We start from the raw sequence: 20,421 nt of genomic DNA, 5'->3' as shown, positions 1-20,421 counted from the left end.
GCAACGAAAGGATTTCCCATGGCGACCGAGAAAGTCACCGATGCTTCGTTCGATCAGGACGTGCTCAATTCGTCCGAGCCCGTGGTTGTGGACTTCTGGGCCGAATGGTGCGGCCCGTGCAAGATGATCGCCCCGGCGCTGGACGAGATCGCCACCGAGATGGCCGGCACGGTGAAGATCGCCAAGCTCAACATCGACGAGAACCCGGGCACCGCCGTGAAGTATGGCGTGCGCTCGATCCCGACGCTGATCATGTTCAAGAACGGTCAGCCGGCATCGATGCAGGTCGGTGCCCAGCCGAAGAACCGGCTGATGGACTGGATCAAGGGCTCGGTCTAAAGCGCTTTCCCAAAAAATTGTCAGACTTTTTGGACAAGAAATCGCGCTAGAACAGTAAGCGCTTTCCCAAAAAGTTGTCAGACTTTTTGGATAAGAAATCGCGAAAAAAAAGCTGAACCGCACTCTTCTCCTGACCCGAATTGACGGCGCTCCGTACCGGCGACAAACCGGTGCGGGGCGTTTCGTTTGTCTGCAATAGCGGCCGATCGGCGCGCTTTGCCCGCCCGGCGCTTGAAATCGGCGCGAAAAAGTCGCACATGCGGGCCGACACTTTTTGCAGACCTATCGAACCAATCCGAGGACCCCATGACGGACGAAACGCGCAACCCGGAAGACGTGGCGCCCGACGCGGAGAAGCCGGCTGCTGAGGCCGCGCCGCAGGCGGACGCCCCGGCCGAGGACCCGATTGCCGCGCTCGAAGCGGAAAACGCCAAGATGAAGGACCAGCTCCTTCGCACGCTGGCCGAGATGGAGAATTTGCGCCGGCGCACCGAAAAGGAAGTGCGCGAGGCCGGCCAGTATTCGATCTCCGGCTTTGCCCGCGACATGCTGAACGTCGGCGATAATTTGCGCCGTGCGCTCGAGACGGTGACCGAGGAGGCCCGCGCCGGTGCCGATGCGACGCTGACCGGTCTGCTCGAAGGCGTCGAGATGACCGAGCGCGACATGCTGAAGCTGCTGGAGAAGAACGGCATCGCCCGCATCGATCCGGCCGGCGAGCGCTTCGACCCGAACCTGCATCAGGCCATGTTCGAGGTGCCGGACCCGACGGTCACCGCCGGCACGGTCGTGCAGGTCATGCAGGCCGGCTACAAGATCGGCGACCGTGTTTTGCGCCCGGCGCTTGTCGGCGTGGCCAAGGGTGGCCCGAAACCGGCCAAGCCCGAAGCCGCTTCAGAGGCGGACGCGGAAGCACCGGCCCCCGGCGAAGGCATCGACAAGACGGTCTAAAGCGCTTTCCCAAAAAGTTGGCAGACTTTTTGGACAAGAAATCGCGTCGAAAAAAGAACGAGTGTTCTTAGCGTTGCGCTGAGAATTGAATACACAAAAGCCGGAGAGTTCGCTCTCCGGCTTTTTTCGTTTTCGCCGTTTGTTGCCGGCGAATGAAAAAGGGACATCTCACCCCTTCGCGGGGGCTTTCGCGCGCATCGCGGCTTCGACGATCCGCGCGGCGAGGCCGGCGGGTGCGTGCACCGGTGCCTCGGCGGCAAACAGGGTACGCAGCTCCTTCGCCTCGCGCAGCATGGCGCGGGCGCTCGCATTGCCGGCAAGAAGATCGCGGCCCGGCCCGGCCTGTTCGGCGGGCCACAGCGCGAGATCGTCGCCAAGCCGGTCGAGGCAATCCTGGAACTCGTCGAGCGTCATGAAAAAATCGCCGTCTTTCCAACGATAGTCGCCGACGGTCCATTCCGCCGGGTTGAAAGCGCAGCTCTGCTGTCCTGAAAACGTCATGCGATCCGTCACAACGATTGGAAACACGCCGGAAACGGCGCTGGCCCTCGTTTTGCGGCGCATGGTCGAAACAAACCCCGCGATCCGCCGCATTCTCGGGAAAATATGGTTAGCAAACCATTAACAAAGGTTTCTAATTCGTTTCTTCACGTGGTGGGAGATGTCCGATTTCGGCCCAGGCGTTTCTCAACTCGACGATCCCCAAGCACAGCTTGCCATAGCGTTCGCGCGCATCCGTCTTGCCGAACGAGGCATGCATGGCAAGGATCAGCCGCGTGTAGACTTTCTCCATCTGGGTCGCGAAGCCTTCGTCGGTGCGGTAGTCGAGCGCGCTGCGCAGCCCGCGCAACAGTGTCGTTGCACGCTCGATCTGGCGGTAGACCTCTTCCGGATTGTTTCCGTCCAGCGCCCGGTCGGCGCGGGCGAAACTCGTGATGATCTCGTCATAGACCATGACCACGGCGCGCAGCGGCCCGACGGTGGTGGCGGCCTGCCGGTAGGCCCCGGCAGCAAAAGCCATTTGCATCGACATCAGTTTGAACTCTCCTCAAGCAGCGCTTCCAGATAGGCGAGCTGGGTTTCGGCCTCCTCGATGGCGGCCTGGTACTTGGCGTATTTTTCGGTGAGGAACTCACGATAGGTCTCGCTGCGCGAGCGGATGTCGTCGGCCTTGGTCTGCAGCGTCGAGTTCTCGTCCCCGAGATTGTCGATGATCGTCTGCAGATTGCCGTCGAGTGTGTTCGCGGCAGCGTCCGCGCTGGCATAGAGCGCTTCGGCGATGCCGCTCGTGACCGACACGTCGATCGACTCGTCGCCATCGCCGAGATAGACGAAGGTCAGCCCCTCGTAGATTGAGCCTTCCGCGCCCTTGATGCGTGTGCCCGACACCGTGAACAGCGAGCTGTCGCCGTCGACCGAGACCGACAGATTGCCCTCGCCGTCGCTCGTGATGTCGAGGGTGAAGTCGAGATTGCCATTGTTGCTGTGGCTGAGCAGCGACAGATCCGCGCTCGAGGCTTCCATCTGGAAGCTGAGCAGCGACGTCACCGCGTCGAGATCGTTGAGCAGCGCCTCGTTGAGCACGTCCTCGTCGAGCACCAGCATGTTCGAGCTGTCATAGGACAGGCCGAGCAGCGCCATGCTCTCGCTGTCGATGAAGGTGCCGAGCGCCGACGCGATCTGGCTGTTGACCGAGCGCAGCGTCGAATCGCCGAACAGCGCCGCGCCCGACGACGCGCCGCCGGCGGACGACGTCTCCTGCTGGGTCAGCGCCCATTCGCGATAGGCGTTGTAAGCTTCGGCGAGCGCGATGATCGCGTCCTTGATCTCGTCGACGTTCTGCGAGACCTCGACCGTAATCGTATCCTCGCCGGTCGCCTCGTAGAGATTGAGGGTGACCCCGTCGATCAGATCGTCGATTTCGTTCGAGGTTCGCGTGACGGTGATTCCGTCATAGGTGATGATCGCGTTCTGCGCCGCCTGCAGTTCGTCGGCAATGCCGCCACTGCCGTCGAGCACGCCGATTCCGGTCAACACGTCGTCGCCGCTTGCCGCCGTGAGCGTCAGATCCTGCCCGGTCTCGGTGCCATAGATCACCAGCTGGTAGCTGTCGTCGGAGACCTTGACGACGCTCGCCCGGACATTGGTGAGATAGCTCTGCGCGTTGATCGCCTCGGCGATGTCGTCGAGCGTCATGTCGCTGTCGAGCGAGATTTCGGCGCTGTCGCCGTCGCCGAGCTGGACGGTGAAGCTGCCGTCATAGCCAAGCGCCGCGGTGTTGTCGGAGGCCTCGGCGCTGGCAACCTTGTGGGCGGTGGCGAGCTGCTCGATCGTCAGGTCGAAACTGCCCGTGTCCGTGCCGTCCTCGACGGTGATGAACACCGCGCTGTCGGCGTCCGTATCGCCCGTTGCTGAGGTGTAGGCCGCGCGTGAGTTGAACACGTCGTAGCTTGAATTGGATGTACCGGAGGGGGCGGAGAGCGCATAGGCGGCGTCCGAGAGCGTCGTCAGCAGCGACTGCATCTCTTCATAGGCCGCGAGTTTGACCTCGTTTTCGCTGATCTCGGTTTCGATGGTGTCGGCGCGCACATTTTTGGCCGCGACCGAAACCTCGACAAGGGCATCCCAGTCCATGTCGCCGACGCCGGACGACCATGTGAACGTCGTTGCGGTGGTGGTGGTGGTCGAAGTCGCGCTGGTCGTCGTCATTGTCTTGTCCTGCGCCGTGTGCTGTGGCTCGCCGGCGTCGCAACGCCGGGCTCAAGCAGGCGTGCCGCCATGCCGGACCGGCGCGGCGGCGGCCGTTCTCGTGCTCACCCCGCCCAGCCGGCCAGAAAGGACACCGGCGGGCGGGGAGAGCGCTCTGCCGCTTACTGCAGCAGGCTGAGCAGGTTCTGCGGCATCTGGTTGGCCTGCGATGCCGCGGCGACGGCCGCCTGCACCTTGACCGTCGAGGCCGACAGCTTTGCCTGTTCCGCAGCGATATCGACGTCAGCGAGCACCGACTGCGCGGCGTCGAGGTTTTCGATGCTGGTCTGGATCGATTCCTGACGGAATTCGAAGCGCGACATCACGGCGCCGATTTCAGCGCGCGCGCCGGACACGTCGTCGATCGCCGCGTCGAGGGCATCGAGAGCGGCTTCCGCGCCGGCCTGGGTCGAGATGTCGAGGTCGGCAACGCTCAGCGCCTCTGTCGTCAGATTGTCGATCGACAGCGCGATGGTGTCGTCCGCGCTGGAACCGACGACGACGGAAATGCCGGTCGACCAGTCGACGGCGTCGGCATCGCCCGAACCGGCTTCGGAAACCGAGGTGTCGGCGAAGCCGAAATCGGTCGCGTCGCCCGACGAGAAGTTGTCTACGGTGACGGCGTCGTCCGAGCTCGCCGTGCCGGTGCTGGTGATGACCAGGTTATTGTCGGCATCGAGGCTGGCGGTGACGCTGGCCGAAGTGCCGACCTGGTTGTTGATCGCGTCGACCAGATCGTCGGCCGAATACAGGCCGTCGCCGTTGGTGCCGCCGGTCGACGAAAGGGTCACGGTCTCGCCGTTGACGTCGAAGGTGATGTCGCCGCCCGATGCGTCGGTCACGTAGGCGTCGGTACCGGTGGCGTCGACCTGGGCGTCACTCGCGGCGCCGAGCAGATCGGTCGTGTCGCCGGTGACCGTGATCGTGTCCGAATAGCCGGCCGTGTCGGTCGACGTCAGCACGAGCTGGTTGCTGCTGTCGAGCGAGGCCGTCACGTTGGTCGTGCCGGACTGGGCGTTGATCGCCGTGACCACGTCGGAGGCGTCATCGCCGTCGGCGATGGTGATCGCGGTGCCGTTGATCGACAGCGAGGCCGAAGACGCCGAATAGGACGACAGGTCGGCGGAGCCGGTGGTCGTGGCGTTGGTCGCGGCCGTCGTCAGGTCGTCGGTCGAGGTGGTGCCGGTCGCTTCGGCGTTGGTGGCGCTCGAAAGCAGGCTCGAACCGTTGTAGCGGGTCGACTGGGCGATGCCGTCGATTTCTTCCTGCAGCTCGGAGAATTCAGCCTGGATGTAAGCGCGTTCCGTGTCGGTGACGGTGCCGGAGGCCGACTGCGAGGCCAATGTTTTCATCCGCTCCAGGATGTCGGAAATACGCGAGGCGCCGCCATCGGCGGTCTGCAGGATCGAGATCGAGTGCGAGGCGTTGGTAGACGCCTGCTCGAGCGTCGAGACGTCCGACTGGATGCGGGTCGCGATTGCGAGACCGGCAGCATCGTCCGACGCCTTGGTGATGCGCGAACCCGACGCCAGCTTCGACAGGCTGTCGGACTGCTCGATCGAATTGTTGTTGAGATAGCGGACCGCGGTGTTGGCGGCCGTGTTCGTTGCGATAACGGGCATGCGTAAACTCCTGCTACTCTGTCGCTGCGGCCAAAGGGGAGGGTGGCCCCATGGGATTGGCCCCAAAACTCTGGTCATCGACGTGGGTCGTTCCGCGTCTGACCGTTCAACGGCGGGGATTCCCCGAGCAGGCGAAAATATTTTGTAGAATTGTCGAAGATATTTTAATCGTTTTTCAAGGAATTCAGCATATCGGCACCCTCCCGCTGCAGCACAGCGCGCAAATGCTGGCGGCCACGCTTCAGAAGAGATTCGACTGCGGAAACAGTGGTTTCCATGATTTCCGCGATTTCGGCGTTGGACAGGTTTTCGTAGTAAGAAAAAAGTAACGCCGTTTTTTGTTGTTCGGGCAGTTCTGCAATTGCCCGCTCAAGCCGGCTGCTTGCTTCCATGCGCAGTATCTCGTTGACCTGGCTCGGCGCTTCCGAAGCGACCTCGGGAACAACGTCGATTGCCTCGCTGGTCGGCCGCCGCTTCAGGTCGATGCAGCGATTGGTGATGACCCTGTAGAGCCAGGTGGAGAAACGGGCCCGGCCGCTCTCCCATTTGCAGCCTGAGGTCCACACCTTGAGCAGCGCGTCCTGAACGACGTCCTCGGCATCGGTCGCGTTGCGCAGGAAGCGGAAGGCGATGGCATAGGCGCGGTCGGCGTGGCGCTCGACCAGCGCCTGGAAGGCCTCGGCGTCGTCCGCGCCGATCATCGACAGCAAGTCTTCGTCGCTCAATAGCGTGTAGGCCCTTGCCTTGGCGGCTTTCGAACGCCCTTCACCGGCGGGCGCCGCACCTGGTTCGTGTCGAGCGGACATGGACGGCAGAACGCCAACACTTGAAGCAGCCATGACCCGATTTCCTCCGATTACACGTGTGGCGAGGCAAAGTCCAAAAAGCCCCGTCTTAATCATTGAACGTGCGAAGGCGCCGGATCAGGCGCGTAAAAATCAATAAAATCAGATAGTTAACTAGGAATTATTTGCCCGGCGAGCGGCATTTTCTGCCTACTGAGGCGGCCGTCCGGAACGGTGTGGGAGAGAGAACGGCGCCGCGTGTCACCGTTTTCGCGGGGAACTTTTTCCTGACATTTCCAGCCGCTTCTCCGGCCGGGCAGTCTCCGGGGACGTATTTCCAGCGCGGCAACGTCACGGCGCGGTGCGGCAACGCTCGCCCGCGCGCGCAACCGTATCTGCATGTATCCCGACGGTAGATTTTTGAGTCTGCGGACCACTTTGCCGCCATATCGCGGTCGGACGGCCAAATTACCGGCAAATTTTGACCGGTGGTGCGCGAAAAAAAAAGTGATTCGAGCGTGCCCGCAGGTCGTTTTGCCCCCTTCCGGCGGCCTTCGAGAGCGTTGTCCGCGCCGTCAGCCACCATTCGCCGATGTGATCTTCCCCGCCCTTCGGACCGGTTCGATTTTCCAACCGGATAGCGCCCGTACTGCGCGCGGGCGAGGCGGCCCGGACGTCGAAAAAAGTGCGCCTGATTTGTCGGCGGGTGCCGTTTAACGAGCAAAACCAGATGAAATCCGCCGGGTTCCGCGTTTCAGGCTCGTGATCCGGCAACTTCCGAGGGTCGACACATGACGGTTTCTGCAATCAGCTCTTCAACGGCCACCGCGACCACGACGAGTTCTTCGGCATTGGAGCTTTCTTCGAGCGACTTTCTCGAACTGATGCTGGAACAACTCCAGAATCAGAACCCGTTGGACCCGACCGATACCAGCGAATACATGAACCAGATGGTTTCCTACGCTAGTTACGACCAGCTTTCGGAAATCACCAGCTCGCTCGACCAGATCACCAGCTCGCTCAACGCCTTCATGTCGACGTCGAGCCTCAGCTACATCAGCTCGACGGTGGAGGCCGAGGGCGACACCTCGATGTTGTCGGACGGTTCCGCAAGCTGGAACTACAGCCTCAACCGCACCGCCGCCGCCACCACGATCACGGTCTCCGATACGGATGGCAACACGGTGTGGACCGGCTCGGGCGAGACCTCCTCGGGCGACCACGGCTTCACCTGGGACGGCACGGACAGTAACGGCGATACGGTCGCCGACGGCGCCTACACGATCTCGGTCGCGGCTGTCGATGCGGCCGGCACCAAGGTTTCCACATCGACCAGCGTGGTCGGCAAGGTCACCGGCATCGGCACCGACGACAGCGGCACCACGACCCTGTTGATGGGCGACGTCGAGATTGCCTTCGACAGCGTGATCAAGCTTTCGGTCTGACGCACGAGCGTTCGGCCCGGCCACTTTTCCTAGCAAAATCAGAGGCGAGTCATGAGTATTAGCGGCGCTCTCGCGACGGCGGTATCGGCTTTGTCCGCGCAGTCAAACGCGTTTTCGAACATCTCCAACAATCTCGCGAACGTGTCGACGACCGGCTACAAGGCCTCGACGACGAGCTTCGTCAGCCTGCTGAGCAGCCAGAGCACGGATGCCTCCTCGAGCGGCAGCGTCGCGGCCAACACCACCTACAACAACACCGACCAGGGCGTTCTCGTCACGTCGAGCGACGACATGGATCTGGCGATCGAGGGCGAGGGCTTCTTCTCGATCTCCAAGGATTTGGACGGCACCGACCTGCTCTACACCCGCGCCGGCGATTTCGACGTCGACGACGAGGGCTATATCGTCGGCTCTGGTGGCTACTATCTGATGGGCTGGGCGACGGATGAGGACGGCACGGTCGTGTCCGATACGTCTTCGACCGGCCTGTCGGCGATCAATGTCGACGAGATCACCAGCACGGTTGCCGCCACCACCGAGATGACGATCACCGGCAACCTGCCGGCGGATGCAGCCGTCGGCGACAGCTTCACGACGACGACGGAGATCTACGACTCACTCGGCTCGTCGAACACCGCGACGCTGACTTACACCAAGACCGCAGACAACACCTGGACGGCGGTCGTCACCACCGACAGCGGCACGGTAACCTCGAGCGACATCTCGCTGACCTTCAACGAGGACGGCACCATCGACAGCGCGACGCCGACCACGCTGACCATCGAGGGATGGGATTCGGGCGCGGCTGATTCCAGCGTCGAGATCAATTTCGGCACCTCCGGCGATACCGACGGCCTCGTGCAGTACGACAGCGGCGAGGACGACCCGACGCTGACCATGGCCGTCACCCAGGACGGTCTGCCGCTCGGCAATCTGACCAGCATCTCCATCGACGACGACGGTTCGGTGATCGCCTCGTTCGACAATGGCGACGAGATGACCATCGCCAAGATCCCGGTCGCGACCTTCGCCAACTCGAACGGGCTGACCCAGGTCACCGGCACGATCTACACGGCGAACCTCGATTCCGGCGTGGCGAGCTTCTACATCGCCGGCACCTCGGGTACGGGCACCATCGCCGGCGGCATGCTGGAAAGCAGCACCACCGACACCAGCACCGAGTTCAGCAACATGATGACGGCCCAGCAGGCCTACTCGTCCGCCGCCCAGGTCATGACCGCGGCGAACGAGCTCTACGACACCCTGCTGAACGCGGTTCGCTAGGCCTTCGCGGGGCGCCCCGGTCTAGATCCCGGGGCCGGCGGTTTGAGCGGAAAGGCACGCCATGTCGGACCAGTCGAACAACGCCGACGACCGCGAACTCCGGCATTTGCGCCGGCTGATCGCCGAGGCCCGCGCGCTCGATGGCGCGGAAGCACCGGAGGCCCGTCGCAGGGCGGTCGCGATTCTTGCCGAACTGCGCCCGCTGCGCGCCGCGCTTCAAAACCGGCGCGATGCGCTGGGGAGCGAACTTGCCGGCATGATGGGCCGCCTTGCCGCGGCCGCGTCATACCGGACGATCCAGAACCTTTCGCCGATCGGGCGCAGGCCGGCAGACAAGCCGCCGCAATCCGATGGCCGATAACGAGAGAGGCGCACCATGTCCGCTCCCACACCCGGACCCAATGGCGAAGCCAGGGCCGAAACCAGCGTCACCGCCGCGATCGAGAACATGATCGCGATCATCGATCAGATCGTCGAGATCACCGAAGAGGAAAACCAGCACTACGCGAATGGCTTCCCGGCACCGCCGACCGGCATCGTCGCGATGAAGCAGAGCCAGGCCAACCTGCTGCAGGACTGGTTCGATGGGTTGCGCCACGGTCAGTTCGAGCTGGAGCGGGTGGAGCCGCGTTTGCGGTCGTCCCTGCTGGCGCGCGTAAAGCGCATGCACAGCGTGATGGAGGAAAACGCAGGCCGTCTCGCCAAGGCCCGTGCCGCCAGCCGCCGCCGCATCGATGCGATCATGCATGTGGTGCGCGAACAGACCCGGCCGCGCTCGACCGCCTACGGCAACAGCGGGCAGATGACCGAACGGACCGGCGGCCAGCGCGCGGTGCAGTTCAGCACCGAGATCTGAACGGATCGCCGCCATGTCGCTCAATGCCGCCAACAGCATCGCCGCAAGCGCGCTCAGCGCCGCGCAGTACCAGATGAGTGTTGCCGCCTCGAATGTCGCCAATGCCGACAGCGAGGGCTACACGAAGAAGGTCTCGGCGTTGACGGCGTCCGTCACGGCGGGCGTCGGCACCGGCGTTTCGTCCGCGCAGCTCGCCTCGCTGGTCGACACGCTGTTGACCAAGCAGGTGACGAGCGCGGCCTCCGCGCTTGGCGCGGCAACGGCGAGCGACAGCTACGCCGACAGCCTGCAGGCGCTCTACGGCGAAACCGCTTCGAGCGACGGATCGGGCACCTCGATCGCGTCCGCCTTGTCCGATCTCGAAACCGCACTGACCAATCTCGCCGCGACGCCGGAAAGCGAGAGCCTGAAGGCCGCTGTCGTGTCGGCGCTCGAAAGCGTCACCGTGCAGATGAACGATCTGGCCGCGGGCATCCAGACACTGCGTGCCGATGCCGATGCAGAGATCGCCATCGCCGTCGACGAGGCGAACAGCTACATCGCGGCAATCGCCGATCTCAACGACCAGATCGTGGCGGCGACCGCGCGCGGCGATGCGACCGCCGACATGGAGGACCAGCGCGCGACCGCGGTTCTGGCCCTGTCGGAACTCCTCGACGTCAAATATTCGCTCACCGACACCGGCGCTATGCTGGTCTATACCGGCGACACTTCGCAGGCGCTGGTCACCGCGAGCCAGACCAATCTGCTCGAATTCGACAAGGCCGCGTTCGTGTCTTCCGACACGACCTATCCGGCGGGTCTGTCCGGCATTTCCGTCGATGGCAAGGACATCACCGGCTCTATCTCGTCCGGCTCGCTGTCGGCGCTTTTCGCGCAGCGCGACGAGGTTCTGGTTGCCGCCCAGCAGGAACTCGATACGCTGGCAGCGGCCCTCATCGAGGAAATCAACGCCGTCAGCAACGCGGGCAATGCGAGCCCCGCCGCATCCACGCTGACCGGCACGGCCACGGTCGATGCCTCGGACGCCTTTTCCGCCACCGGCTCTGCGCGCATCGCCGTCGTCGATGGTGACGGCGCGCTCGTCTCCTACGGCGATTTCGACCTTTCCAGCTACGCGACAATCGGCGATCTGGTGACCGCCATCGATGCCTTGTCGGGGGTCTCCGCGACGATCGACAGTGACGGCCATCTGACGATCACAGCCGACGACGCCACGACAGGTATCGCGCTTGCCGGCCTCGACGGCGCAATCGGCAGCGATGGCGAGTCGTTGTCGAGCTGGTTCGGAATGAACGATCTGCTGACCGGAACGACCGCCCGCGACATCACCGTCGCCGACACCATCGCGGCCTCGTCCGGCAGCCTGCCGACCGCCGAGCTGAGCAGCGACGCAACGCTGACTGCCGGCGACACGGTGCTCTTCGATGGCGACACCACGCTCGCCAATGCCCTCGTCGATCTGATGGCTGAGGCGATATCGTTCGATGCCGCCGGCGGGCTCGGCGCGACGAAGACGAGCTTTGCCGGATACATGGCCGAGATGGTCACCGACAAGGCAACTGCGGCGACACAGGCGGCCTCGACGCTCGAGACCAAACAGACCGCCTACGAGGCGCTGGAAAGCGCGCGGTCCGCGGCCGGCGGCGTCAATCTCGACGAGGAAACCCAGCGCCTCGCCGAGATGGAAGAGCTCTATTCGATCGCCGCCCAGATCCTCGACATGATCGGCGAGATGTTCGACACGCTGCTGGCGGCGGTCCAGTAGGGGAGGCGGGAACGATGACGGCGATGCGGGTAGCGACCTTTTCCCTTTCCAGCCAGATGCTGCAGGCGTCGATGGCGGCCAATGCCCGCATGAGCGAGCTGCAGCTTCAGGAAGCCTCCGGCCTCGTGTCCTTCGACTATGGCGGGCTTGGCGGCAAGGCTGGCGACGTCATCGATCTGGAGACCACGACCGCCCGCCTGACCACCTACTCCGATGCCGCGACGACAGCGGTCAACCGCATCGAGACCGCCTATGATGCGATGTCGTCGATCACCGATCTGCTGACCAACTTCACCTCGACCCTGTCGTCTTCGTCGACCGGCAGCGGGGCGGAGACGGTGGCGAGCGCGGCCGAATCCGCCCGCGATGAACTGATCGCCCTGCTCAACACCCAGTTCAACGGCCGCTACCTGTTCGCCGGCAGCAACACCGGCAACGAGGCCGTTTCGCTCGATGGCGTCAGCTACGACATGACAACGCTGACAACGACGAACTCGGACTACTACCAGGGCAATGACCGCACCTCGTCGGTGCGGGTGTCGTCGTCCGAGGTGGTCGACTATGGACTGACCGCAAACCAGAGCGGGCTCGAAAAGGCGCTGCGGGTGCTGGCGAGCTTCGCCACCGTCACCGACGCAACGTTGACGGACGACGCGCGTGAAACCGGCATGGACCTGCTGACCGAGGCGTTGGACGAAATCCTCGCCGGCCAGACCGAGCTATCGCTCGATGCCGGGCGTCTTGAAGCTGCGATCGAGCGCAACGAGAACGCCGTGTCGCTTGCCGGTGAACTGCTCTCCGCGGCGACCGAGGTTGATATCGCCGAGGTCGCCGTCGAGATATCGTCCTACGAGACGCAGCTTGAGGCGTCCTATGCGGCGCTCGCCAAGATCCTCGGTCTGTCCCTGCTCGACTTCCTCAGCTGAGCGAAATCAGAACGGTACGACGTAGTTCAGCCAGGCATCCATCCACAGCGTGATCTTGCGGATGATGTGGCCGGCCTCGCCGGACTTGGTGTAGATCGCCGCTTTGCCAAAGGCACCGCTCGGCAGCCGCTCGGCAGCCGCAGTATCGTCCAGCTTGAGCAACGCAACGAACGGCACCGCCCCAAGCTGGGTTGGGTTCGCGGCCATGCCCGACACCATCGCCTGACCGAGCGCGTTCGCCGGAATGAGCTGTTCGACGGTCGCGGTGAACACCTCGCCGGGCAGCACCTTGAAGGTGACATCCGCCGGCTGTCCGGCCTCGATATTGCGCACCGCGATCTGCTGCACCTGCATGGCGACAAGCGATTCGGACGTGTCGATGAAGGCCATCACCGGCGCAAGTGGCAACGCGGCGACCCGCGAACCCGGGCGCAGCGCGACATTGGTCACGAAGCCGTCCGCCGGTGCGGTCACGACGGTGTTGTCCAGCTCCCACTTGGCGTTGCCGAGCTGCGCTTCGAGGCCGGCCACATTGGCCTCGGCCTCTTCCACCTGGAAGCGGTTGCCGACCTCGCGCTCCTTCAATTGGGTGAACTGGGCGAGCCGCTTCTTCGCCAGGTTCAACTGCGCCTGCAACTGATCGACCTTGGCCTGGTATTGGGTCGGTTCGATCTTGAACAGCACGTCGCCCTTTTTCAGCGGCGTGTTCGGCTTGACCGGAACCTCGATGACCTGACCGGCAACATTCGGCACGATCTGGACCGAGTGGCGCAGCACCTGCACGCCGCCCTCCGGTGCGCCCCATTGCAGCGGAATGAATAGCACTGCGAAAATGATCAGCGAAAACGCGATCGGCGACAGCTTGACCGGCATGCTGGCCGGCAGGATGCGGATCTTCACCAGCACATAGAGCAGTGCGATATAGCAAAGCGTCAGAAAGAGGATCATTGCGCGGCCTCCTCGGTGGCGGTGCCGTTTGCCTCGGCCATATAGGCCCAGACCATTGCCAGTGGCCACAACGGCAGCGGCATCAACAGGCTGCACCAGCCAGCGATGGCGACCGCATCAGCCTGCGCGTGACCGCGCGAACGGGCGACCTTGCCAGGCAGCGAGCCGAGCAGCCAGATGATCCCGATTACCGTCAGGGCGAGCACAATCAGGATCGCAAGAGCGAAGAATTTGAGTGCCATGGCTTTCGCCTTTCATGTTCGGCAAGCCTTGCGGCGGGATTATTGTGCGAAGGCCTGCTTGCGGAATTGGTTCGGCGAGACGCCGGTCCAGCGCCGGAAGGCGCGCCGGAAAGCGTTGGTTTCCTGATAGCCGAGCTGACTGGCGATCTGCGCGACCGGCAGACGGGTTTCCCGCAGCATGTCGGACGCCCGAGCGGTGCGGATCTCGCCGAGGCATTCCTGGAAGTTCGTTGATTCCGACAAAAGCTGGCGTTGCAGGGTCCGCACACCCATACCGAGCGTTTCGGCAACCGACTCGATTGTCGCGTCCGCGTTGCGCAGCTGCAGTTCAATCGTGTTCCGCGTCATGTCCCGGACACTCGCCGGCGCCGGGCGGCGCACCATGTCTCGGACATCGCGCAGGAGATCCAGCCCGCCGGTCTGGTCCATCATCGGGTTTTCCAGCGCGAGCAGGGATTTGTGGAGGACGATGCCGGGTAACTTGGCGCCGAGCCGGACTTCGGTTTCGTAGATATCCTCGATCGCGCCAGTCGGCGTCCATTTCGGCAGCGGCAGCTCGATCCACTCTGGTATCCATTCGCGACCTGCGAAGCGGCGAATGAGATCGGCAAGAAGCAGCGGCATTGCCTCATCGACATGCCGCGCGCCGACGACGCCTTTCAGGTTGTTGTCGAATTGCAGGCAGACATAGTCGCCGCGCTGGGAGACGTGGACCGCGCAATTGCTGATGATGTAGCGCAGCGCGCGCGTGCCGCGCACAAACGCCTGTCCGAGTGTCGGCGCGGCGAGCACATATCTGCTGTAGGAATCGAGCTGCGTGTACGACAGATACGATCCGCATAGCGCACCGAAATGCTCGATGCCGGTGGCTCTCGCAGCCGCTTCGAGGAAGGCCGCCTGAATGCGGTAGGGAATATAGACCGCGGAGCCGCCGAGTATCATGTCGGGCGAAAGCTCGATGGCGTCCCAGGCATGTCGTACGGCCTGCCGCGACCCCAGCGACTCCGCCAGCTGGCACGTGGCGCTGAACGCCCGCGTATTCTGCATTGGTATGGACACTGGTCGCCCCAACTCTCTTTTGAGCGCCCATTTTTCCGTTTTCATCTGCTGCGGCAATCCGGAAAGAGTGATCATATTGCGCCAAAATTATGCGGCTATCATGACTTGGTGTCTATAATGTGCGCAGATATATCAAAGTACGCGGGATTTTATATCGAGAATCCTGCCTCTTAGTGTCTGCGTAAAGTAAAATAAGTTTCCAGTTGTTTCGGTTTGACCGGTTTGTTTAGCCGAGAAGCCAGAATTCTTTAGGCAGTAGAAGGCGTTGGTGCGGAGACGTAGGCAAATGCGGATCAGTCCTCCTTCCTGTCGCGCGAGATCTTGCTACGGATTTACACTTACAAGTGTGCGTACTATCGCGACCTCTTTCCGTAGTGCTCTTTCGCGCTGTGCGGGGAGCGGCGCCGCTCTCGCCAGTCATCTTCTCTTTCGTTTTCGGATACCGGCCCTGCGGGGTCGGTTCTTCGCCCCGCCGATGCGGCGGCTGCGTCCGATCTGCTGTTCGGGCGGTTCTTGAACGATGAAAAACGCCGACGGGCTTCTCTGCCGGCGGGAAAGACGAACAGGTATGGGCAAAAAGATGAAACCGAAGTGGATCTATGGCATTGCGGCAGCCGCCGCAGTCTTGGTGATCGGTGCTCTGGCGCCGGCATCTTCGCTGGATTCGGTGGGCGGAAGCCTGTCGGAATTCGTTGGTGTTCGGGCTGCTGAAGCCGCGCCGCCTCCGGGTGCCGGGCGCCGTGCCGTTCGCCGCACGACGCGCCGCGTCGTTCGCCGCAATTCGATCGCCGGCTGCACGCCGTGGAACGCCTATTGGAACTGCGGCGGCGTCTACTACCGGCCCGTCGTCGAAAAAGGCGTGACGGTCTACGTCGTCGTCAACCCGTAACCCCTGAAATTGGAGCATCACATGTTTGCACTTCGCAATCGATCGCTTGCTCTCGTCGCGCCGCTGGCGCTCGCTGTTTCGGTTTTCGCTTCTGCTCCGGCAAGTGCTCAGGGTGTCTGGGAAGCCTGCGAAGCCGACGTGGCGAAACTCTGCGAGGGCGTCGAGCCGGGCAATGGACGGATCCTGTCCTGCATCTATGCGCACGAAAACAGCATTTCGGAGAAATGCGGCGAGGAATTCGCTGATTTCGGCGACCTTCTGGACGCCGTGTTCTTCGAAGTCGCAACCGCTTTCGCGACCTGCGCGCCGGATCTCGAAAAGCACTGCAGCGACGTTGCCGCCGGTGGTGGCCGTCTGCTGACCTGCCTGCACGATGTGCAGCCGAAACTCGAACCCGAGTGCGGCGCCATCGTCGACGAGCTGACCGGCTTCGCCGACGAAGAATAGGGTCTGCGACCTGACAACAGATGCGGGGAGGCCGGCTGCCGGCCTTCCCGCTTACCGTCTATTCCATTAAAATGGCAGGCAATTACCAAGGAGTACTGAAATGCGTTCGCTGATTGCATCATTGCTCGTTCTGGCGCCGGTTGTCGCCTATGCCGCCGAGCCGGTCACTGTCGATACCATCGTCCGCGCCGAGACCGACACGGCTTTCCGCACGACGCTCGCTCAGGCCGGCGGAAAGTTTCAGAATTTCGTCCATGTTCGGCAGCTCACGCCGGTCGAGAACCAGACCGTGATCCGTTCGAACCGCGATACGCTCTATTCGGCGGTGTTGCTCGACCTGTCCAAGCCCGTCACCGTGACTCTTCCGGAAACCGGCGGTCGCTATATCAGCTATCAGGTGATCAGCCAGGATCACTACATCTTCGTCATCAAGAAGCCCGGCGACCACGTCCTGACCGAAGAGCAGGTCGGCAGCCGTTTCGCCCAGATCCTCGTGCGTACCTTCGTCGATCCGACCGACGAGAAGGACATCGCGGCCGTTCATGCCGTCCAGGACCAGATGAAGGCGACCGGCGGCGGCGATGGCCCGTTCGATGCGCCGGAGTGGAATCAGGATCAGCTGAAGATCGCCCGCGATGCGATCAGTCGGATCTCCACGCTTGGCTTCAACACCGATCACGCCTTCGGAACGAAGGACGAGGTGAACCCAATCGACTATTTCATCGGCGCCATCGCCGGTTGGGCCGGTCTGCCGAAGTCCGAAGCCTACTACTATGTCGGCTCCGTCGACGATATGTCCGGCAAGCCCTACAGCGTGACCGTCAAGGACGTCCCGGTCGACGATTTCTGGTCGATCACCGTCTACAATGACGAGGGTTTCCTCGAGCCGAACGACATGAACGCCTACAGCTATAACAACGTCACCGCCAAGCCGAACGAAGATGGCTCCTTCACCATCAATTTCGGCGGCTGCGATGATGGTCGGCCGAACTGCCTGCCGATCCCGAAAGGCTGGAACTACTCGGTTCGTATGTATGGCGCGCGCGCCGAAATCCTCGATGGCTCCTGGACCTTCCCGGTGCCGCAACCGGCGAAATAAAGACGCAGTTCTCCATCCTCAACCGGGGGTGTAGACTGCGAGGCAACACATCGGCGCGCGCTCGAATCGGGTGCGCGCCACCGATACTTCAAAGAGCAGCCCGGTTCGCATCAGGAAACGACGGGCCAGAGACGGGAAGACCCCAATGATCAGCAAACTTGTCCGCATCTGTGGCCGTGTTGTTCCGCTTGCTGCCCTGGCCGTCGCGACCGCGATGGTCCCGGCCCGCGCTGCCGACATGGGCCCCTTCGAGGCGGCCGAGACCGGCACGCCGTCCGGCTGGCAGTTCACCGTCGCGCCGTATGTCTGGGCCGCCGGCATCTCCGGCGATGTCGCCCAGTTCGGCCTGCCGTCGTCGAAGCTCGACATGTCGTTCAGCGATATCCTGAAGGACCTCGACATCAGCGGTATGATGGTGACCGAAGCTCGCTATGACCGCTTCAGCGTCGTCACCGACTTCAGCTACGTGAAGACGACGACGGACGAGGGCACGCCCTTCGGCATCTTGGCCACCGGCGTGAAGGTCACCAGCGAGACGCTGCGCATGGCCGCTCTCGGCGGCTATCAGATACTCGGCGACGAAAACTTCCGCGTCGACCTCAATGCCGGTCTGCAGCTCACCGCGGCCAAGACCAAGATGCGCTTCATCGGCGGCATCCTGAACGGTGTGCGCGGCACCGACAGCGACGTCTGGGTTGACGGTCTGGTCGGCTTCCGGGCCCGCGCCAACCTGACGGAAAAACTCTTCATGTCCGGCTGGGCCAATATCGGTGCCGGTGAATCCGACCTCGTCTGGGATGTGATGGGCGGCGTCGGCTACAATTTCACGCCGAGCATTTCGGGCTTCGCCGGCTACCGCGCCAGCGGCATCGACTACAACAAGGGTGGTTTCGTCTACGACGTCGTGCAGCACGGCCCGATCACCGGCCTTGTGTTCCGCTTTTAGAGCGTATTCGAAGGGCGGCCGGCATCCGCCGCAACAAACAGTTTCACGCTTTCGGGCGGTGCGACGCGGTCGTGCCGCCCGTTTTGTTTTGTCAAGCGACTTCTTCGGTGAGTGACCCGAGGTCCCGTCCCGAACCCGCAGGGTTCGCTAGGCCGACTGGCCGCCGGCCGAGAGGCCGCCCCCGCGGAGGTCAGCGAGCAAAGCGAGCCTACGACCGTGAGCGAAAAACCCCGGCAGGGTTCGCAAGACCGACTGGCCGCCGGCCGAGAGGCCGTCCTCGCGGAGGTCAGCGAGCAAAGCGAGCCTACGACCGTGAGCGAAAATAACTCCCGCAGGGTTCGCAAGGCGAAGAGCCGCCCGAGCCAATGCGAGGCCCCGACTGTAGCGAAGCCCGAAGGGCGGCAGCGTGAAGTAAGATAATGGCGGATGGGGTGGGATTCGAACCCACGAGACAGTTGCCCGCCTACACGCGTTCCAGGCGTGCGCCTTCGACCACTCGGCCACCCATCCGTCAGGACCATCGGCTGTGTTCCGGCTTGAAGGGCGCACGATGGCAGGCCCATGGCGAAACGGCGCGATGTCCGTGCCCGAACTGTTGTCCGGGCGTCGCGACTATAGCGATCATGGACGCCGGTTCAAGTGCACTTTTCGCGGCTTTTGTCGGTTTGCCGGGCAAAATCTTCGGTTGATGCGGGTGTGCGCCCCATTGTCGCCGCCGCCGGCCTTTCCCACATGGAAGAAAGGTGCTTTTCCGCGCCCGCGCGCGGCAGTGTTCTAGCGGCCTGTCCGGCAGCAAATGCCGCCGCCGTGAGCGTGCGTGAGGCGGCGCACACGCAGTTGTATTTCCGTTTTGCGTCCCCGCGCGCTATGGATGGCAACGAACGAAGGCAACCAGAGGGATCGCCAGCCGTGTTTCGGTTTTTGCTGCGAATGTTCGGACTGCTGCTCGTGTCGATCGGGATCATCGGCGTCGTTGTCGATGGCACCAAATCGATTGCGGCCAACGCGCTGGTCCTCACCCCGCTCGGCGAGGCGTGGTATGCGCTCAGCCCGGAAACGCTCAATCTCTCGCAGGCCGCGGTGGAGCGCCACGTCCACCCTTTTCTGTGGGACCCGATCATCCAGTCGGTACTGCTGCTGCCGAACTGGGCGGTGATCGGGTCGCTCGGCTTCCTGCTGGTCCTGCTGACCACGCCGCGTCGCCGCGAGGTCAAGCACATCACGGTCTAGCGACGGGCACGCCGGCACCGATCCGGGTGGCCGAATCCGACGATGCCGCCGCGCTCGTTCCCGAAGCGTCGAAGAACGAGCTGCGCAAAGAGCGGGCAAGGAAGGAAAGAGAAGCCATGTTCCTGTTTGGCGTTCTGGAAAAGAAGATGAAGCTGCCCTCGCCGAGCGAGGCACTGCCCGGCCGCGCGACCCCGATCGAGACGTCGAAGACCCATTACGTCAATGGCCGCCCGATCGCCGCGCCGCCCGCCGAAGGCCAGGAAGAGGTCTGGTTCGGGCTTGGCTGCTTCTGGGGCGCCGAACGTCTGTTCTGGCAGCTCGACGGCGTCGTTGTGACGGCCGCCGGCTATGCCGGCGGCTTCACGCCGAACCCGACCTATCAGGAAGTCTGCACCGGCATGACCGCGCATACCGAGGTGGTGCGGGTGGTCTACGACCCTGCGAAGATCTCCTTCGAGACGCTTCTGAAGACCTTCTGGGAAAGCCACGACCCGACGCAGGGCATGCGCCAGGGCAACGACACCGGCACCCAATACCGTTCGGCGATCTTCACCACGACCGACGAACAGTTCGCCGCCGTCGATGCCTCGAAGCGCGCCTATCAGGACGCCCTCGAAACGTCCGGCCTGAAAGCGATCACCACCGAAATCGCCCCGGCGCAGGACTTCTACTACGCCGAGGAATACCACCAGCAATATCTCGCCAAGAATCCCAACGGCTATTGCGGCCTGCGCGGAACGGGAGTCGTCTGCCCGATTTCACCCGCGCCCGAGGATGCACCCGAAAACGCATCCGAGAAGTAGCAGCGCCGGCACCGCAACGACCGGCCGCGCAAAA

Annotated in this window: 22 protein-coding genes and 1 tRNA gene; 14 read left to right on the top strand and 9 right to left on the bottom strand. The window is 63.1% G+C overall.

Annotation, left to right across the window (positions count from 1 at the left end; translation table 11 throughout):
- Positions 1-18 precede the first annotated feature (18 nt).
- Both C0606_05520 and C0606_05515 read left to right on the top strand, forming a co-directional pair.
- Positions 19-339 (top strand): thiol reductase thioredoxin, encoded by a 321-nt coding sequence (locus C0606_05520; protein ID PLX37735.1) that lies wholly within the window; start codon positions 19-21, stop codon positions 337-339.
- 306 nt (positions 340-645) lie between these two features.
- The gene (locus C0606_05515) at positions 646-1,290 is read left to right on the top strand and encodes a nucleotide exchange factor GrpE (GenBank protein PLX37734.1); all 645 of its coding nucleotides are present in this window, start codon (positions 646-648) and stop codon (positions 1,288-1,290) included.
- 168 nt (positions 1,291-1,458) lie between these two features.
- On the opposite strand, the gene C0606_05510 is transcribed toward C0606_05515, so the two are convergent.
- The 5 genes from C0606_05510 to C0606_05490 all read right to left on the bottom strand — a co-directional run bounded on the left by C0606_05510 (position 1,459) and on the right by C0606_05490 (position 6,499).
- The gene (locus C0606_05510; GenBank protein PLX38692.1) at positions 1,459-1,704 is read right to left on the bottom strand and encodes a hypothetical protein; all 246 of its coding nucleotides are present in this window, start codon (positions 1,702-1,704) and stop codon (positions 1,459-1,461) included.
- A 220-nt stretch (positions 1,705-1,924) separates the two neighbouring features.
- Positions 1,925-2,323 (bottom strand): flagellar protein FliS, encoded by a 399-nt coding sequence (locus tag C0606_05505; GenBank protein ID PLX37733.1) that lies wholly within the window; start codon positions 2,321-2,323, stop codon positions 1,925-1,927.
- Positions 2,323-3,999, bottom strand: coding sequence for a flagellar hook protein (locus tag C0606_05500; GenBank protein PLX37732.1), 1,677 nt, complete (start codon positions 3,997-3,999; stop codon positions 2,323-2,325). Before C0606_05500 ends, C0606_05505 begins: the two co-directional genes overlap by 1 nt.
- Before the next feature lie 161 nt (positions 4,000-4,160).
- Positions 4,161-5,660, bottom strand: a complete 1,500-nt coding sequence (locus C0606_05495) for a hypothetical protein (GenBank protein ID PLX37731.1) — start codon at positions 5,658-5,660, stop codon at positions 4,161-4,163.
- A 164-nt stretch (positions 5,661-5,824) separates the two neighbouring features.
- On the bottom strand, positions 5,825-6,499 hold the full coding sequence (locus tag C0606_05490; protein PLX37730.1) for an RNA polymerase sigma-70 factor: 675 nt from the start codon (positions 6,497-6,499) through the stop codon (positions 5,825-5,827).
- A gap of 737 nt (positions 6,500-7,236) precedes the next feature.
- Between C0606_05490 and C0606_05485 the strand changes: the two genes are divergently transcribed.
- The 6 genes from C0606_05485 to flgL all read left to right on the top strand — a co-directional run bounded on the left by C0606_05485 (position 7,237) and on the right by flgL (position 12,724).
- A complete protein-coding gene (locus C0606_05485; GenBank protein ID PLX37729.1) occupies positions 7,237-7,890 on the top strand; it encodes a flagellar biosynthesis protein FlgD in 654 nt (217 codons plus the stop codon).
- Between the two features lie 51 nt (positions 7,891-7,941).
- Positions 7,942-9,174, top strand: a complete 1,233-nt coding sequence (locus C0606_05480; GenBank protein ID PLX37728.1) for a flagellar hook protein FlgE — start codon at positions 7,942-7,944, stop codon at positions 9,172-9,174.
- Between the two features lie 61 nt (positions 9,175-9,235).
- The gene (locus C0606_05475) at positions 9,236-9,535 is read left to right on the top strand and encodes a hypothetical protein (protein ID PLX37727.1); all 300 of its coding nucleotides are present in this window, start codon (positions 9,236-9,238) and stop codon (positions 9,533-9,535) included.
- Between the two features lie 15 nt (positions 9,536-9,550).
- A complete protein-coding gene (locus C0606_05470) occupies positions 9,551-10,030 on the top strand; it encodes a hypothetical protein (GenBank protein ID PLX37726.1) in 480 nt (159 codons plus the stop codon).
- A 13-nt stretch (positions 10,031-10,043) separates the two neighbouring features.
- Positions 10,044-11,798 carry a flagellar hook-associated protein FlgK gene (gene flgK, locus C0606_05465; protein PLX37725.1) on the top strand — a complete coding sequence of 585 codons (1,755 nt, stop codon included), beginning with the start codon at positions 10,044-10,046 and terminating at the stop codon, positions 11,796-11,798.
- 14 nt (positions 11,799-11,812) lie between these two features.
- Positions 11,813-12,724 (top strand): flagellar biosynthesis protein FlgL, encoded by a 912-nt coding sequence (flgL, locus tag C0606_05460; GenBank protein PLX37724.1) that lies wholly within the window; start codon positions 11,813-11,815, stop codon positions 12,722-12,724.
- Positions 12,725-12,730: 6 nt separating this feature from the next.
- On the opposite strand, the gene C0606_05455 is transcribed toward flgL, so the two are convergent.
- The 3 genes from C0606_05455 to C0606_05445 are packed head-to-tail and all read right to left on the bottom strand — an operon-like array spanning position 12,731 to position 15,048.
- Positions 12,731-13,672: an efflux transporter periplasmic adaptor subunit gene (locus tag C0606_05455; protein PLX37723.1), complete on the bottom strand. Its 942-nt coding sequence runs from the start codon at positions 13,670-13,672 to the stop codon at positions 12,731-12,733.
- Positions 13,669-13,914, bottom strand: a complete 246-nt coding sequence (locus C0606_05450) for a hypothetical protein (GenBank protein ID PLX37722.1) — start codon at positions 13,912-13,914, stop codon at positions 13,669-13,671. Before C0606_05450 ends, C0606_05455 begins: the two co-directional genes overlap by 4 nt.
- A gap of 39 nt (positions 13,915-13,953) precedes the next feature.
- Positions 13,954-15,048: a hypothetical protein gene (locus C0606_05445; protein ID PLX37721.1), complete on the bottom strand. Its 1,095-nt coding sequence runs from the start codon at positions 15,046-15,048 to the stop codon at positions 13,954-13,956.
- Positions 15,049-15,541: 493 nt separating this feature from the next.
- On the opposite strand from C0606_05445, the gene C0606_05440 reads away from it, so the two are divergent.
- The 4 genes from C0606_05440 to C0606_05425 all read left to right on the top strand — a co-directional run bounded on the left by C0606_05440 (position 15,542) and on the right by C0606_05425 (position 18,354).
- The gene (locus C0606_05440; protein ID PLX37720.1) at positions 15,542-15,862 is read left to right on the top strand and encodes a hypothetical protein; all 321 of its coding nucleotides are present in this window, start codon (positions 15,542-15,544) and stop codon (positions 15,860-15,862) included.
- A gap of 21 nt (positions 15,863-15,883) precedes the next feature.
- Positions 15,884-16,309, top strand: a complete 426-nt coding sequence (locus tag C0606_05435; protein PLX37719.1) for a hypothetical protein — start codon at positions 15,884-15,886, stop codon at positions 16,307-16,309.
- A 100-nt stretch (positions 16,310-16,409) separates the two neighbouring features.
- Positions 16,410-17,408 (top strand): hypothetical protein, encoded by a 999-nt coding sequence (locus C0606_05430; GenBank protein PLX37718.1) that lies wholly within the window; start codon positions 16,410-16,412, stop codon positions 17,406-17,408.
- Between the two features lie 214 nt (positions 17,409-17,622).
- The gene (locus C0606_05425; GenBank protein ID PLX38691.1) at positions 17,623-18,354 is read left to right on the top strand and encodes a hypothetical protein; all 732 of its coding nucleotides are present in this window, start codon (positions 17,623-17,625) and stop codon (positions 18,352-18,354) included.
- Positions 18,355-18,774: 420 nt separating this feature from the next.
- On the opposite strand, the gene C0606_05420 is transcribed toward C0606_05425, so the two are convergent.
- A tRNA-Ser gene (locus tag C0606_05420) sits at positions 18,775-18,864 on the bottom strand.
- Positions 18,865-19,302: 438 nt separating this feature from the next.
- Between C0606_05420 and C0606_05415 the strand changes: the two genes are divergently transcribed.
- Together C0606_05415 and C0606_05410 are read left to right on the top strand one after the other, a co-directional pair.
- Positions 19,303-19,584, top strand: a complete 282-nt coding sequence (locus tag C0606_05415; protein PLX38690.1) for a hypothetical protein — start codon at positions 19,303-19,305, stop codon at positions 19,582-19,584.
- Positions 19,585-19,700: 116 nt separating this feature from the next.
- Entirely contained in the window at positions 19,701-20,387 is a 687-nt protein-coding gene (locus C0606_05410) for a peptide-methionine (S)-S-oxide reductase (protein PLX38689.1), read from the top strand.
- Positions 20,388-20,421 lie beyond the last annotated feature (34 nt).

This window comes from Hyphomicrobiales bacterium, assembly GCA_002869065.1.
GTDB lineage: Bacteria > Pseudomonadota > Alphaproteobacteria > Rhizobiales > Rhodobiaceae > Rhodobium.
Note: the sequence above shows the minus strand (reverse complement) of the source record. Positions and strands in the feature narration are given on the sequence as shown.